This window comes from Pseudomonas lurida (assembly GCF_002563895.1).
In the GTDB taxonomy this organism is placed as follows: domain Bacteria; phylum Pseudomonadota; class Gammaproteobacteria; order Pseudomonadales; family Pseudomonadaceae; genus Aquipseudomonas; species Aquipseudomonas lurida.
In genome coordinates this window covers 2,144,290-2,158,665 of the sequence record NZ_PDJB01000001.1, presented here as the reverse complement: position 1 = coordinate 2,158,665, position 14,376 = coordinate 2,144,290, and the positions used below count along the sequence as shown (strand labels likewise).

The 14,376-nt window shown below is 60.0% G+C and carries 14 protein-coding genes; 8 read left to right on the top strand and 6 right to left on the bottom strand.

The annotated features are described in order from the left end of the window. Positions 1-350: 350 nt before the first annotated feature. Complete coding sequence (locus ATH90_RS09940) at positions 351-1,064, bottom strand: UTRA domain-containing protein (protein ID WP_034103077.1); 714 nt, start codon at positions 1,062-1,064, stop codon at positions 351-353. A gap of 431 nt (positions 1,065-1,495) precedes the next feature. On the opposite strand from ATH90_RS09940, the gene ATH90_RS09935 reads away from it, so the two are divergent. The 6 genes from ATH90_RS09935 to ATH90_RS09910 all read left to right on the top strand — a co-directional run bounded on the left by ATH90_RS09935 (position 1,496) and on the right by ATH90_RS09910 (position 6,786). Then, positions 1,496-2,572 (top strand): ABC transporter substrate-binding protein, encoded by a 1,077-nt coding sequence (locus ATH90_RS09935; protein ID WP_034103075.1) that lies wholly within the window; start codon positions 1,496-1,498, stop codon positions 2,570-2,572. Between the two features lie 117 nt (positions 2,573-2,689). Beyond that, complete coding sequence (locus ATH90_RS09930; RefSeq protein WP_098466170.1) at positions 2,690-3,496, top strand: alkaline phosphatase family protein; 807 nt, start codon at positions 2,690-2,692, stop codon at positions 3,494-3,496. Then, positions 3,493-4,329 carry an ABC transporter permease gene (locus ATH90_RS09925; RefSeq protein ID WP_034103072.1) on the top strand — a complete coding sequence of 279 codons (837 nt, stop codon included), beginning with the start codon at positions 3,493-3,495 and terminating at the stop codon, positions 4,327-4,329. Before ATH90_RS09930 ends, ATH90_RS09925 begins: the two co-directional genes overlap by 4 nt. Then, positions 4,316-5,116 (top strand): ABC transporter permease, encoded by an 801-nt coding sequence (locus ATH90_RS09920; RefSeq protein ID WP_034103070.1) that lies wholly within the window; start codon positions 4,316-4,318, stop codon positions 5,114-5,116. The genes ATH90_RS09925 and ATH90_RS09920 overlap by 14 nt, the downstream gene beginning before the upstream one ends. Further along, positions 5,113-6,102 (top strand): ABC transporter ATP-binding protein, encoded by a 990-nt coding sequence (locus ATH90_RS09915; RefSeq protein WP_069022671.1) that lies wholly within the window; start codon positions 5,113-5,115, stop codon positions 6,100-6,102. Before ATH90_RS09920 ends, ATH90_RS09915 begins: the two co-directional genes overlap by 4 nt. A 30-nt stretch (positions 6,103-6,132) precedes the next feature. Further along, the gene (locus tag ATH90_RS09910; protein ID WP_034103066.1) at positions 6,133-6,786 is read left to right on the top strand and encodes an HAD family hydrolase; all 654 of its coding nucleotides are present in this window, start codon (positions 6,133-6,135) and stop codon (positions 6,784-6,786) included. 145 nt (positions 6,787-6,931) lie between these two features. Here ATH90_RS09910 and ATH90_RS09905 read toward each other — a convergent pair whose 3' ends face one another. Further along, positions 6,932-7,894, bottom strand: coding sequence for a zinc-binding dehydrogenase (locus tag ATH90_RS09905; protein WP_098466169.1), 963 nt, complete (start codon positions 7,892-7,894; stop codon positions 6,932-6,934). 138 nt (positions 7,895-8,032) lie between these two features. Here ATH90_RS09905 and ATH90_RS09900 point away from each other — a divergent pair, with 138 nt between their 5' ends. Then, positions 8,033-10,114, top strand: a complete 2,082-nt coding sequence (locus tag ATH90_RS09900; protein ID WP_174555851.1) for a carboxy terminal-processing peptidase — start codon at positions 8,033-8,035, stop codon at positions 10,112-10,114. Positions 10,115-10,232: 118 nt separating this feature from the next. Then, the gene (locus tag ATH90_RS09895; RefSeq protein ID WP_034103134.1) at positions 10,233-12,002 is read left to right on the top strand and encodes a bifunctional diguanylate cyclase/phosphodiesterase; all 1,770 of its coding nucleotides are present in this window, start codon (positions 10,233-10,235) and stop codon (positions 12,000-12,002) included. On the opposite strand, the gene ATH90_RS09890 is transcribed toward ATH90_RS09895, so the two are convergent. From ATH90_RS09890 to ATH90_RS09875, 4 genes are all read right to left on the bottom strand, one after another. After that, positions 11,999-12,370 (bottom strand): hypothetical protein, encoded by a 372-nt coding sequence (locus tag ATH90_RS09890; RefSeq protein WP_005786715.1) that lies wholly within the window; start codon positions 12,368-12,370, stop codon positions 11,999-12,001. The genes ATH90_RS09895 and ATH90_RS09890 overlap by 4 nt on opposite strands. After that, positions 12,367-12,708, bottom strand: a complete 342-nt coding sequence (locus ATH90_RS09885; RefSeq protein WP_098467661.1) for a helix-turn-helix domain-containing protein — start codon at positions 12,706-12,708, stop codon at positions 12,367-12,369. Before ATH90_RS09885 ends, ATH90_RS09890 begins: the two co-directional genes overlap by 4 nt. A gap of 97 nt (positions 12,709-12,805) precedes the next feature. Continuing rightward, positions 12,806-13,261, bottom strand: coding sequence for a YkvA family protein (locus ATH90_RS09880; RefSeq protein WP_034103060.1), 456 nt, complete (start codon positions 13,259-13,261; stop codon positions 12,806-12,808). A gap of 345 nt (positions 13,262-13,606) precedes the next feature. Next, complete coding sequence (locus ATH90_RS09875; protein WP_012723274.1) at positions 13,607-14,338, bottom strand: BamJ family beta-barrel-assembly machinery protein; 732 nt, start codon at positions 14,336-14,338, stop codon at positions 13,607-13,609. Between the last annotated feature and the right edge of the window lie 38 nt (positions 14,339-14,376).

Here is a 14,376-nt window from a genome sequence, read left to right as displayed (position 1 = left end):
AGCGGGTCACTTTGGAAAAGAGCCCCAAAGTAACCAAAAGGCTCTTGCCCCAACACTCGGCACCTCGCCCAGGCTCGGTGTGCCCGTAATCCGACAGGGGTTTGGGGGGCCGCCGCCACGCGCCATCCATGGCGCGGGGCGGCTAAACCGGCATCCCTGCCGGTTTACCCCCCAAATCCCTGTCGAATTCCGGCCAGCGTGTTTGATGGGGCGCCTGAGATCAAAGGCAAGATCAAAAACAAGATCAAAAAACAAGATCAAGAGCGACTCGCTTCGCATCGTGGTTAGCGTTGGTTGGTACACGGGTGTAAGTGTCGGGATTGCCGGCAAGGCAGCTCCGAGATGTGCGTTCAGATCACATCTACGCCAACGTGAATAGCGTCATGGCGCCAGAACTCCAGGTCGCAGTCGATCAGCCGCTGGTGCTGGTCGTAGTTGACCCGGGCAATACGCAAGCCCGGGCTGCCTACCGATACGCGCAATGCGGCGGCGGCCTCAACCGGCAGTGACGTCGGTACGATTTCAAAGCGTACCCGACCGTAATGCAGGTCGTATTTGCGGGCATATAGCTCGGTCATCGACTGATTCAAATCGCACGCCAGGATCCCCGGGAAATACTGCGGGTTCAGGTAGTGCTCCACGTATAACACCAAGCGCCCATCAATGCGCCGGCTCCGGCAGATCTGGATCACGCTGGACAGCGCCGGCAACTGCAACCAGGCACACACCGCTGCCGACGCCGGTTGCAGCCGCGCAGAGATCACTTCAGTGGACGCCACGCGCCCTTGGGCGTTGACCATCGCGTGAAAGTGGCTGCGTTGCATCAGGTTGTAGGCCAACCGTGGCGGCGAGACGAACCAGCCGCGCCGCTCCTCACGGTAGATCTGCCCTTGGGCTTCCAGTTGTAACAAGGCTTCCCGCACCGTAATCCGAGTGGTACCAAACAACTCGCTGAGCTTGCGCTCGGCGGGCAATTTGCTGGCTGGCGGCAACAGGCCATGGTCGATCTGCTCTTGCAGCGCCAGGCCGATGGATGTCACCGCCTTGATTGCCTCATCACGCATCAACGTTACCTATCTGGACTAGACCAGCACCGACAAGGTGCACAAACCGCTCTGTAAATGGGCTTGCACGGTTGCGTGCCAGCCTAGGCATTACAGATGACCGACAGATGACAGTCCGTGTGCATCCCCTTCAGCACACCCTGCAATACATCGGCCAAGTCCCATTCCTGCGGGCACTTGAGCATGGTCTACGCTCACTCTGCGACGAGCGACATCAGCGATTTAAAAACGACATCGACATGAAACTGTCATCCACCGGGCCTAGATTGGCTCAGGTATTGCTGACCTAGACCAACTGGGGCGATTCATCACTGATTTCTTGTAGCTGGCCGGCTTTCAGGCGCAACGCGCACAAAGAAATCAGTGATGAATCGCCCGCCCGCAAACGTCGACAAAAAACGCAGCGTTGAAAACGCCCAAAGGAGCTTCGGATGAAACAGCTTTTCCTGGCATCACTGTTAGGCTCGACCATTGCCATGTGCACCGCCGCCATGGCCGCTGATACCGATCTAAAAACTCTGGAAGCCGCCGCGAAAGCGGAAGGTGCCGTCAACAGCGTCGGCATGCCCGATGACTGGGCCAACTGGAAAGGCACCTGGGAAGACCTCGCCAAGACCTACGGCCTCAAGCACATCGACACCGACATGAGCTCGGCCCAGGAAATCGCCAAGTTCAAGGCCGAGAAAGACAACGCCAGCGCCGATATCGGCGATGTGGGCGCAGCATTCGGCCCGATTGCGGTGAAGCAGGAAGTCACCCAGCCGTATAAACCGTCCACCTGGGCGCAGGTTCCGGATTGGGCGAAGGACAAGGATGGTCACTGGGCACTGGCCTACACCGGCACCATCGCGTTTATCGTCAACAAGAAGCTGCTGCACGGTTCTGAAGTGCCAACCAGCTGGGCTGATCTGCAGAACGGCAAATACAAAGTCTCCATCGGTGACGTGAGCACCGCGGCGCAAGCGGCCAACGGTGTACTCGCAGCAGCCATTGCCAATAAAGGTGACGAAAAGAACATCGCCCCCGGCCTGCAGTTCTTCACCAAGATCGCCCAGCAAGGCCGTCTCTCGCTGTCCAACCCAACCATCGCCACCCTGGAAAAAGGCGAAGTCGAGGTGGGCGTGGTCTGGGACTTCAACGGTCTGAGCTACAAGGCGAAGATGGCCAACCCGGATGACTACGTGGTGCTGATCCCGTCGGATGGCTCGGTGAAATCCGGCTACACCACCATCATCAACAAATACGCCAAGCACCCGAACGCCGCCAAGCTGACGCGTGAGTACATCTTCAGCGACGCCGGCCAGCTCAACCTGGCGAAAGGCAACGCACGCCCGATCCGCGCTGAAACCGACCTGAAACTGCCGGCCGACATCGCCAAGAACCTCATCCCGGGCGAGCAGTACACCAAAGCCAACCCGCAGCCGATCAAGGATGCCGATGCCTGGGAAGTGACGTCCAAGAAACTGCCACAACTGTGGAACGAGCAGGTCATCGTTGAAATGAAGTAATCGGTCTATTTGATCGAAACGTGATCAATGTGGGAGCGGGCTTGCCTGCTCCCACAGGTTGATCCGGCGGCAATCGGAAATTGATCCAAGCCCATCTGTTGCGGAGCGCCAGCCCCCATGAAGCACAATGTCATCCTTGTCGTGCTCGACGGCCTGAACTTCGAGGTTGCCCGACACGCCATGGGGCACTTGCAGGCCTATGTCGGCGCAGGACGCGCAGCCCTCTACAAGCTGGAATGTGAACTGCCTGCCCTGTCCCGCCCGCTGTATGAATGCATCCTGACCGGCGTGCCTCCGATCCAGAGCGGCATCGTCCACAACAACGTCTCGCGCCTGTCCAACCAGCGCAGCATTTTCCATTACGCCACCGACGCCGGCCTTACCACGGCGGCGGCAGCTTATCACTGGGTCAGCGAGTTGTATAACCGCACGCCCTTTCTCGCCGCCCGCGACCGTCATACCGACGACAAGGCGCTGGCGATCCAGCATGGGCATTTCTACTGGAATGACCACTACCCGGATTCCCACCTATTTGCCGACGCCGAAAGCCTGCGCCTCAGACACGCGCCGAACTTCCTGGTGGCCCACCCGATGAACATTGATGACGCCGGCCACAAGCACGGCCTCGATACCGCGCAATACCGCAACAGTGCACGGGTGGCCGACATCATCCTGGCCGACTACCTGCAAGCCTGGCTCGACGCCGGTTACCAGGTGCTGGTGACTGCCGACCACGGCATGAACAACGACCGCTCCCACAACGGCCTGCTGCCGGAAGAACGCGAGGTGCCATTGTTTGTGCTCGGCGACGCATTCAGCCTGGACGCCACGGCTGCGCCGAAACAGACCGAGCTGTGCGGCACCGTGTGCGAACTGCTGGGCGTGCCCCACGACAAACCTGTATGCCGGGAGCTGCTGAAATGACCCGCGGCAAATGGCTGGCGCTGCTGTGCCTGGTGCCTTTCGCACTGTTCTTTATCGTGTTCGAAATCGCCCCACTGGTGTGGGTGCTGATCAACAGCCTGCAAACCGAAGAAGCTGGCTGGGGGCTTGAAAACTTCACGCGGATCTTCAGCTCGAAGTTCTACCTGCAAGCGATCCAGTTCAGCCTTGAGATCAGCTTCTACTCGAGCGTCTTTGGCATCATCATCGCCGTGCTGGGCAGTTACTCGTTGCGTCGGGTGGATTCACCGCTGCGCAACTTCGTCACCGCCTTTGCCAACATGACCAGCAACTTTGCCGGTGTGCCCCTGGCGTTCGCCTTCATCATCCTGCTGGGGTTCAACGGCAGCATCACCCTCATGCTCAAGCAGGCGGGGATCATTCAGGACTTCAACCTGTACTCCAAGACCGGGTTGATCATCCTTTACACCTACTTCCAGATTCCGCTGGGTGTGTTGCTGCTTTACCCGGCCTTCGATGCGCTGCGCGAAGACTGGCGTGAGTCGGCGTCCCTGCTGGGCGCCAACGGCTGGCAGTTCTGGCGACATATCGGCCTGCCCGTGCTGACCCCTGCCCTGCTCGGTACCTTCGTGATCCTGTTGGCCAATGCCCTGGGCGCCTATGCCACGGTCTACGCCTTGACCACCGGCAACTTCAACGTGCTGCCGATCCGTATCGCGGGGCTGGTCTCCGGCGACGTATCGCTCGACCCGAACCTGGCCAGCGCCCTGGCCGTTGTGCTGGTGGTGCTGATGACCGTGGTCACCGTGGTCCATCAACTGCTGCTCAAGAGGAGCTACCATGTCTCGCGCTGAAGCCGGCCCGGCCTCCCTCTACCACCGCGTGGTGGTGTACCTGTTGTTTGCGATCCTGGTGCTGCCGCTGATCGGTACCTTCGTCTACTCCATCGCCAGCAGTTGGTCGGCGACGATCCTGCCCGCCGGCTTCACCGTGAAATGGTACGTGCAGCTGTGGAGCGACCCACGCTTTCTGATCGCCTTCGGGCAATCGCTGCTGGTGTGCGTGGGTGCGCTGGTGCTGTCAGTGGTGCTGATCCTGCCATTGCTGTTCGTGGTGCATTACCACTTTCCCCGGCTCGATGCGCTGATGAACATCCTGATCCTGCTGCCCTTCGCGGTGCCGCCCGTGGTGTCGTCGGTGGGCCTGCTGCAGCTGTATGGCTCCGGGCCGATGGCGATGGTGGGCACCCCGTGGATCCTCATCGGTTGCTACTTCACCGTCGCGCTGCCGTTCATGTACCGGGCGATCACCAACAACCTGCAGGCGATCAACCTGCGCGACCTGATGGACGCCTCCCAACTGCTCGGTGCCAGCACCTGGCAGGCAGCGATCCTGGTGGTACTGCCCAACCTGCGCAAAGGCCTGATGGTGGCGCTGTTGCTGTCGTTCTCGTTCCTGTTCGGGGAGTTCGTGTTTGCCAACATCCTGGTGGGCACCCGCTACGAAACCCTGCAGGTCTACCTGAACAACATGCGCAACAGCAGCGGCCACTTCACCAGTGCCGTGGTCATTTCCTATTTCTTCTTTGTGCTGGTGCTGACCTGGGCCGCCAATATCTTGAACAAGGACAAAAGCCAATGAGCTTCGTCAGCGTCCAACACCTGCAAAAAGGCTACGCCGGCACCCCGGTGTTCAGTGATATCAACTGCGAGATCGCCAAGGGCGAGTTCGTCACCTTGCTCGGCCCGTCTGGTTGCGGCAAGTCCACCCTGCTGCGCTGCATCGCCGGCCTGACCACGGTGGACAGTGGCAAAATCCTCCTGGATGGCCAGGACATCGTGCCGCTGAGCCCGCAGAAACGCCATATCGGCATGGTGTTCCAGAGCTATGCGCTGTTTCCCAACATGACCGTGGAACAGAACGTCGCCTTCGGCCTGCGCATGCAAAAGGTCAATGCCGACGACAGCCACAAACGCGTGCAGGAAGTGCTGCAACTGGTCGAACTCAAGGACCTGGCGGGCCGCTACCCGCACCAGATGTCCGGCGGCCAGTGCCAGCGCGTGGCCCTGGCCCGGTCCCTGGTCACCCGCCCGCGCCTGTTGCTGCTGGATGAGCCGCTGTCAGCGCTGGATGCACGGATTCGCAAGCACCTGCGCGAACAGATTCGGCAGATCCAGCGCGAACTGGGGCTGACCACCATCTTCGTGACCCATGACCAGGAAGAAGCGTTGACCATGTCCGACCGGATCTTCCTGATGAACCAGGGCAAGATCGTGCAGAGCGGCGATGCCGAGACGCTTTACACCGCGCCGGTGGATGTATTCGCTGCAGGGTTCATCGGCAACTACAACCTGCTGGACGCCGACAAGGCCACCCAACTGCTGCAGCGCCCGGTCAACAGCCGTATCGCCATTCGCCCGGAGGCCATCGAGCTGAGCCGTACTGGCGAACTGGATGCGCTGGTGCGCAGCCACAGCCTGTTGGGTAACGTGATTCGCTACCGTATCGAAGCGCGCGGTGTGGAATTGGTGGTGGACGTGCTCAACCGCTCGGCCGACGACCTGCACCCGGACGGGCAACGCCTGGCACTTTCCATCGACCCCAGTGCCCTGTGTGAAGTAGCCTGAGGCAACGTTTCATTTGAGAGAGCATGACGGATGGCATTGGTAATTTTTGATCTGGACGACACCCTCATCCACGGCGACTGCGCCACCCTGTGGAGTGAGCAGATGGGCCGCCTGGGCTGGGTCGACCCTGAGTCGTTCATGCGCAAGAACAACGAACTGATGGACGCCTACAGCCAGGGCAAGCTGCGCATGGAAGACTTCATGGACTTCAGCCTCGAGCCGATGATCGGCCGCACGCCGGAAGAAATCGAGCATTTGGTAGAGCCTTGGGTCGAGGATGTGATCGAACCGCTGATCTACAGCGACGCCACCAAGACCATCGCCCGCCACCGGGCGAATGGCGACCGGATCCTGGTGATCTCCGCGTCGGGCACGCACCTGGTCACGCCCATCGCGGCACGGATTGGCATTGAGGAAGTGTTGGGAATCGAGCTGGACGTCAGCCATGGCGTGTACAGCGGGCAAACCGTGGGTGTGCTGACGTATCGTGAAGGCAAGATCACGCGGTTGCTGGAATGGCTGGAGCAGGAAGGTGAATCGCTGGAAGGCGCGTATTTCTATTCGGACTCGCGCAATGACTTGCCCTTGCTGCTGAAGGTGGACCACCCGCAGGTAGTAAACCCGGACCCGGTATTGCGCGAGCACGCCGAAAAGGCCGGCTGGCCGATCCACCATTGGACCTGACACAGCCCCTTCAGAGATTGAAGTGCGATCAAAATGTGGGAGCGGGCCTGATCGCGAAGGCGGTGTGTCAGATGAAATATTCTTCATTGATACACCGCCTTCGCGAGCAAGCCCGCTCCCACATGGACTGCATTTCAATCCAGGATCAGCTCAGGTTTTCGTCAATCACCAACACCAGCTTCCCGGAAATCTGATTGGTCGCCAACTCGGCAAACGCCGCTTCGGCATCCTTGATCGGGAAGGTCCTGGCCAGTTGCGGGCTCAGCCGCCCTTCAACGAACAGCGGCCATACATGCTGGCTCAGGTCGCTGAACAGGTCCGCCTTGAACTGATCACTGCGGCTGCGCAGCGTCGAGCCCAGTAGCTGAATACGCTTGCCCAGCACCTGTGCCAGGTCCAGTTGTGCGTCGCGACCGCCCATCAAGCCAATCAATACCCAGCGCCCATCGAGCGCTAGCAGCTTGAGGTCCAGTGCTGCGTAGTTGCCACCGACGGGGTCGAGGATCACATCGAACGGCCCGAAATCCCGCAGCCCTTCGATCCCGTCGGTCCGTACCACGCCGCCCTGGGCGCCCAGTTCCTCGCAGTAGGCCAGGCGCTCCGCCGAGCCGACGCTGACCCAGCACGGGCTGCCAAACGCCTTGCACAACTGGATCGCCGCCGAGCCCACGCCGCTGGCGCCGGCGTGCAGCAGCACTTTCTCACCCGGCTTGAGGCTCGCCAGCTGGAACAGATTGAGCCACGCCGTGCTGTACACCTCAGGCAGCGCTGCCGCTTCCACCAGCGACAAGCCTTCTGGTGCAGGCAGTACGTGGCGAGCATCGACTACCACCTCTTCGGCCATCCCGCCGCCAGCGAGCAGCGCGCAGACCCGGTCACCCACTTGCCAGGATGAGCCCGCGCCCACTTCACTGATCACCCCGGAACACTCGAGGCCCAACACAGGGCTGGCGCCCGGTGGCGGTGGATAGAGCCCTGCACGCTGTAATAAATCGGCGCGATTGAGGCCCGCAGCGGCCACGCGGATGCGAACTTGCCCTACATCGCAGGTAGGACTGGGTTCTTCCAACCACTCCACATGACCGTCAACGCCTTGCAATGCTTTCACAGTGCCTCCATAGTGAGTCTGGACTGAGCCCGTAGCTGTATCGCCGGGCTTTTTGCATTATGCGACCGGACCATATGGAACCGGCTCCCTCAAAGACGGCCTAATATGCGTTATCAATTGCCCCCGCGTCGAATCAGCATGAAGCATTTGTTCCCCAGCACCGCCCTCGCTCTTTTCATTGGTCTCGGCTTCGCGTCGATGTCGACCAATACGTTCGCAGCCAACAGCTGGGACAACCTTCAGCCGGATCGCGATGAGGTGATTGCCAGCCTTAACGTCGTCGAATTGCTCAAGCGCCATCACTACAGCAAGCCGCCGCTGGATGACGCTCGCTCGGTGATCATCTACGACAGCTACCTCAAGCTGCTGGATCCGTCGCGCAGCTATTTCCTGGCCAGCGATATCGCCGAGTTCGACAAGTGGAAAACCCAGTTCGACGACTTCCTCAAGAGCGGCGACCTGCAGCCCGGCTTCACCATCTACAAGCGTTACCTGGACCGCGTCAAAGCGCGCCTGGACTTCGCCCTGGGTGAACTGGGCAAAGGCGTCGACAAACTCGACTTCACCCAGAAGGAAACCCTTCTGGTGGACCGCAAGGACGCGCCTTGGCTGACCAGCACCGCCGCCCTTGACGACCTGTGGCGCAAACGCGTCAAGGACGAAGTGCTGCGCCTGAAGATCGCTGGCAAAGAGCCGAAGGCCATCCAGGAGCTGTTGACCAAGCGCTACAAGAATCAGCTGGCGCGCCTGGACCAGACCCGGGCCGAAGATATCTTCCAGGCCTACATCAACACCTTCGCGATGTCCTACGATCCGCACACCAATTATCTGTCGCCAGATAACGCGGAAAATTTCGATATCAACATGAGTCTGTCGCTGGAAGGCATCGGTGCCGTCCTGCAAAGCGACAATGACCAAGTCAAGATCGTGCGCCTGGTGCCGGCAGGTCCGGCGGACAAGACCAAGCAGGTCGCTCCGGCCGACAAGATCATCGGTGTTGCCCAGGGCGACAAAGAGATGGTCGACGTGGTCGGCTGGCGCCTGGACGAAGTGGTCAAGCTGATCCGTGGGCCGAAAGGCAGCGTGGTGCGCCTGGAAGTGATTCCGCACACCAATGCGCCGAACGACCAGACCAGCAAGATCGTGTCCATCACCCGTGAAGCGGTGAAGCTCGAAGACCAGGCCGTGCAGAAGAAAGTCCTCAACCTCAAGCAGGATGGCAAGGACTATAAGCTGGGCGTGATTGAAATCCCGGCCTTCTACCTGGATTTCAAGGCGTTCCGTGCTGGCGACCCGGACTACAAGTCCACCACCCGCGACGTGAAGAAAATCCTGACTGAACTGCAGAAGGAAAAAGTCGACGGCGTGGTCATCGACCTGCGCAACAACGGCGGCGGTTCCCTGCAGGAAGCCACTGAGCTGACCAGCCTGTTTATCGACAAGGGCCCTACCGTGTTGGTACGCAATGCTGACGGCCGTGTCGACGTGCTCGAAGACGAGAACCCGGGCGCCTTCTACAAAGGCCCGATGGCGTTGCTGGTCAACCGCCTCTCGGCCTCGGCCTCGGAGATTTTCGCCGGCGCCATGCAGGACTATCACCGCGCGTTGATCATCGGCGGCCAGACCTTCGGCAAAGGCACCGTGCAGACCATCCAGCCGCTGAACCATGGCGAGCTTAAACTGACGCTGGCCAAGTTCTACCGGGTTTCCGGCCAGAGTACCCAGCACCAGGGTGTACTGCCGGACATCGATTTCCCGTCGATCATCGACACCAAGGAAATCGGCGAAAGCGCCCTGCCGGAAGCCATGCCGTGGGACACCATCCGCCCTGCCATCAAGCCGGCGTCGGATCCGTTCAAGCCATTCCTGGCACAGTTGAAGGCTGACCACGACACCCGCTCCGCCAAGGATGCCGAGTTCGTGTTCATCCGCGACAAGCTGGCCCTGGCCAAGAAGCTGATGGAAGAAAAAACGGTCAGCCTCAATGAAGTGGACCGTCGTGCGCAGCATTCCGACATCGAAAACAAGCAGCTTGTACTGGAAAACATCCGCCGCAAGGCCAAGGGTGAGGACCCACTCAAGGAGCTGAAGAAAGAAGACGAGGACGCGCTGCCGGCTGAGGCCGAAAAAACCAAGCCGGAAGACGACGCGTACCTGGCCGAGACTGGCCGGATCCTGCTGGACTACCTGAAGATCACCAAACAGGTGGCCAAGCAGTAAATGATAGCGATTTAATGTGATCGCACCTTAGAGTGTCATCATATAGACATCATTCTGTCGTGAAATGAAGGACCGCAGGTTTCAAGCCTGCGGTCCTTTTTTTTCGATCGAGATCGCCATGACCATGACCGAACAGCTGGATGCATTGGGCTCTATCCTGGCTCAAGGTAGTTTGCACAGCCTGTTCCAACCGATCATCTGCCTGTCCGAACGGCGCATCCTCGGCTACGAAGCCCTCAGCCGCGGCCCTTCCAACAGCCCGCTGCACTCCCCCGTCGCCCTGTTCTCGGTGGCCAGCCAGGCCGGGCGTCTCAGTGAACTGGAGATGGCCTGCCGCGAAAGCGCCTGCCGACGCTTCAGTGAGCAGAAGTTGCCGGGCAAGCTGTTCCTCAATGTCTCGCCGGAATCCCTGATGGAAACGGCGCACCAGCCGGGACGTACACTGCAACTGCTGCGCGACTTTGGCATTCCTCCCAGCCAGGTGGTGATCGAACTCACCGAGCAGACGCCTACCGACGACTTCGACCTGCTGCAAACCGCCCTGCACCATTACCGCAACATGGGGTTCGCCATCGCACTGGATGACTTGGGCGCCGGGTATTCCAGCCTGCGGCTGTGGTCGGAGTTGCGCCCGGATTACGTGAAAATCGACCGTCACTTCATCGACGGCATCCACCAGGATGCGCTCAAGCGCGAGTTCGTCGGCTCCATCCTGCAAATCGCCAAGGCCTCACGCGCCCAGGTGATTGCCGAGGGCATCGAGTTGCCCGAGGAGCTGGCGGTGCTGACGGAGATGGGCGTGGACTTGGTCCAGGGCTACCTGCTCTGCCGTCCCCAGGAGCAACCGCCACAGGAAGCGCGCCTGATGCTGCCCAAGCCCGACAGCGCCAGCGTGGCACTCAACGACGAAGCCAGTGACCTCAGCGCCCTGCTCAGCGAACACCCAGCAGTGGACCAGGACACCGCCACTGCCCAAGTGCTCGAAGCGTTCCGTCGCCAGGCCAACCTCAATTCCCTGGCGGTACTGGACCCGTGCGGCCGCCCGATCGGTATCGTCCACCGGCACTTGTTGTCGGATGCGCTGCTCAAGCCGTTCGCCACCGACCTGTTTGCGCGCAAGCCCATCAGCCGATTGATGAGCACCGACTTCCTGGCGGTGGAACTGAGCCAGTCGCTGCAGCAAGTCAGCCGCCTGCTCACCAGTCGCGCACGGCAACGCATCGAAGAAGACTTCATCATCACGCTCAATGGCGACTACCTGGGACTGGGCCGGGTGATCGACGTACTCAAGCTGATCACCGAGCTGAAGATCCAGCAGGCGCGCTACGCCAACCCGCTCACCCTGCTACCGGGCAACGTGCCGATCCAGCAGTGCCTTACACGCCTGTTGCAACAACAACGGGAGTCGGTGATCTGCTACGTGGATATCGACAGCTTCAAGCCATTCAACGATATCTATGGCTACGGGCGTGGGGATGAGGTGTTGCTGTGCCTGGCGCAGTGCTTGAACGACCGCGTCGATCCCAGCCGCGACTTTGTGGGGCATATCGGTGGTGATGACTTTCTACTGGTGCTGGGCCCGCAGGATTGGCGCAAGCGGCTCAACCAACTGCTGGATGATTTCCACACCCAATGCCGGCGCTTCTACCGTGCCGAACACCTGGATGCTGGCTGTTTCGTGGCGTTGAACCGCCAAGGCGTGCGGCAGGAATTCGCGCTGTTGTCGCTGTCTATCGGCGTGGTGCATTTATACCCACAGGCCTGTGGGCAACTCGATGCCAGCCAGTTGGCGGAACTGGCGTCGAAAGCCAAGCACCATGCCAAGGATGTGGCGGGCTACAGCATCCATGTAATCGACAGCATGGACGTGCTAACCCAGGCGCTCTAGGCTTCGGCAGACTCGGGATATTCGTATTCGAACACCCGCACCACTTCCGAAGCGTGCCAGGAGGCAGCGGCCACACCATCGGATGGCCCGCTGAAACGCCCCAGGCGCTCCACGCATTCAAAAAAACCGGTACGCGGCAAGCGGCTGGCGCCCTGGCTGATCACCAGCGAGCTGCGCAATGGCTGCTCGGCCTTGGCGTCCAGCGCCGCCAGGTGCTCAAGGGCCGCCGCCAAGGTTTGCATGGCCGGCGTGGGGAACTGCAGGCGCTCCAACAGCGCACGGTAGGTCAGCAGATGGCGCTGGCGACGCGCCTGGTCCAGTTCGTTGAGTAACCCATCCCAGTGTTGACGGCTGATACGTAGGCTCAAGATTCATCCCTCCAACCTGCAACGCCCAATTCCCAGGCCAGGCTGCGGCGGATCGCGGCATCCGGCTGGCGTTCACCACTTTCAATCAATCCAAGATATGAGGGGCTGATACCCACGGTGCGCGCCAGGGTCTCGATAGCCAGGCCCTTGGCTTCGCGCAAGCCGCGCAGGTCTGCGAGTGGGCGCAGTTCCTCTCCGGGGGCGGCTTGGGCAGTCGATGCAGGAGAAGGTAGCGTGGGTTGTTGCTGACCGGCAGCTTTTAGCAGCGCCTGGTACTGATCCCATGGCAACACCGCGTATTCGGGTTCGCCATTCCGTGAAATTATCTGAATATCCATGACTGCCCCGTAGGATAACAACACTTACTATGTAAGCCCTTTCCTTAGGAGTGTAATCCTAACAGCCACAAAGGTCGCAGGGGGATATCCTGTGCCATTAGTTTTTTTGCGGATTTTCCTTGGACAGCAGCGCTGGCGTCGCTGGCAAGCGCTCAACCACCGCGAGCTTTTCCGGGCGCTGGGCGTCACGCCAGGCACGAAAGGCGCTCAGTTCGCCTTCCAGGGTCTTCATGACCCACGCCAGCACTGCGATGTCGTCAAGCATGCCGAACATGGGGATGAAGTCCGGGATCGCATCGATCGGGCTCAAGAAATACATCAGCCCCGCCACCACCGAGATCAACGCTTTAGGACTGATCGCACGGTACTCGCCGCGCCAGTAGGCCAGGCACAGGGCCTGGAGCAATTTGAGATCATCCTTGAGTTTGCCCAACCGATTGCCCTGGCTCGAGCCCTTGGCAGCCACTGCAAACAGCAAGGTGGGCAACCGGCCACGTCCGAGCAAGCGCGCGGCCATGGGCAGAAAACGGGTGAAATTGAAGGGTGGTTTCATTCGTCACTCCAGTTCCAGGCGACAGAAAAGGTTATCCACACAAATTGTGGATAACCTTGTGAACAGAGCCTATTTTCCGGGCTGAAAGCCACGTGGTACAAGGCCTACAGTCAGATCGGGCGTTTTTTGCGCACATAAAAAAAACCCAAGATTTCATTGACTTGGCGTTGATGTGCGGCTACCCGTACTCGAGTCTTATATCTGACTGTTACGCGCCACAGACGTTCGTTTGGATCTGCACAGGCTTCAATGTGAGAGCTGGCTTGCCAGCCCCCACATTGAAGCCGGTGCCCCCAGAAACAACAACGCCCCGTCTAGACGGGGCGTTGTATGTTCAGGCGCCGATTACTTCTTGGCGGCTGGTGCTGCAGGTGCTTCTGCCTTGGCTGGGTCCTTGATGGCCAGCAGTTCCAGGTCGAATACCAGCACGGAATTGGCTGGGATCGCCGGGCTCGGGCTCTGGGCGCCGTAGGCCAGGTCAGAAGGAATGTACAGCTCGACCTTCTCGCCCACGTGCATCAGTTGCAGGCCTTCGACCCAACCCGGGATCACGCCGCTGACCGGCAGGTCGATCGGGCTACCGCGGTCCACGGAACTGTCAAAGGTAGTGCCGTTGGTGAGCTTGCCGGTGTAGTGAACAGTCACCACGTCAGTCGGCTTAGGCTGAGGGCCGTCGGCTTTCTTGGTGATCTTGTACTGCAGACCGGAAGCAGTGGTGACGACGCCGTCTTTCTTGGCGTTGTCTTCGAGGAATTTCTTGCCGGCGGCTGCCGACTCTTCGCTCATCTTGGTCATGCGTTCTTCAGCACGCTTTTGCAGTGCGGCAAACGCTTCAACCAGCTCGTCGTCTTTGAGCTTCTGCTCTTTTTTGCCGACGGCATCTTCGATGCCTTGGGCTACTGCTTTGGAATCCAGGTCATCCATGCCTTCTTGGGCAAGGCTCTTGCCCATGTTCAGGCCGATGCCGTAGGAAGCTTTCTGCGCCGGGGTTTTCAGCTCTACGCTGGTCTGCGAATCACAACCCGCAAGTACCAGGCTAACCAGGGCCACCGCCGCCGCCAACCGATGCTGTTTCATGCTATTTCCTTGTTCATGCGCCAATAGGGCATTCGAAT

Bases quoted from the DNA above. Each gene is read 5' to 3' on its own strand.
- ATH90_RS09940 (WP_034103077.1), bottom strand. From the start codon at position 1,064: ATGCGTGATGAGGCAATCAAGGCGGTGACATCCATCGGCCTGGCGCTG.
- ATH90_RS09935 (WP_034103075.1), top strand. From the start codon at position 1,496: ATGAAACAGCTTTTCCTGGCATCACTGTTAGGCTCGACCATTGCCATG.
- ATH90_RS09930 (WP_098466170.1), top strand. From the start codon at position 2,690: ATGAAGCACAATGTCATCCTTGTCGTGCTCGACGGCCTGAACTTCGAG.
- ATH90_RS09925 (WP_034103072.1), top strand. From the start codon at position 3,493: ATGACCCGCGGCAAATGGCTGGCGCTGCTGTGCCTGGTGCCTTTCGCA.
- ATH90_RS09920 (WP_034103070.1), top strand. From the start codon at position 4,316: ATGTCTCGCGCTGAAGCCGGCCCGGCCTCCCTCTACCACCGCGTGGTG.
- ATH90_RS09915 (WP_069022671.1), top strand. From the start codon at position 5,113: ATGAGCTTCGTCAGCGTCCAACACCTGCAAAAAGGCTACGCCGGCACC.
- ATH90_RS09910 (WP_034103066.1), top strand. From the start codon at position 6,133: ATGGCATTGGTAATTTTTGATCTGGACGACACCCTCATCCACGGCGAC.
- ATH90_RS09900 (WP_174555851.1), top strand. From the start codon at position 8,033: ATGAAGCATTTGTTCCCCAGCACCGCCCTCGCTCTTTTCATTGGTCTC.
- ATH90_RS09895 (WP_034103134.1), top strand. From the start codon at position 10,233: ATGACCATGACCGAACAGCTGGATGCATTGGGCTCTATCCTGGCTCAA.
- ATH90_RS09885 (WP_098467661.1), bottom strand. From the start codon at position 12,708: ATGGATATTCAGATAATTTCACGGAATGGCGAACCCGAATACGCGGTG.
- ATH90_RS09880 (WP_034103060.1), bottom strand. From the start codon at position 13,261: ATGAAACCACCCTTCAATTTCACCCGTTTTCTGCCCATGGCCGCGCGC.
- ATH90_RS09875 (WP_012723274.1), bottom strand. From the start codon at position 14,338: ATGAAACAGCATCGGTTGGCGGCGGCGGTGGCCCTGGTTAGCCTGGTA.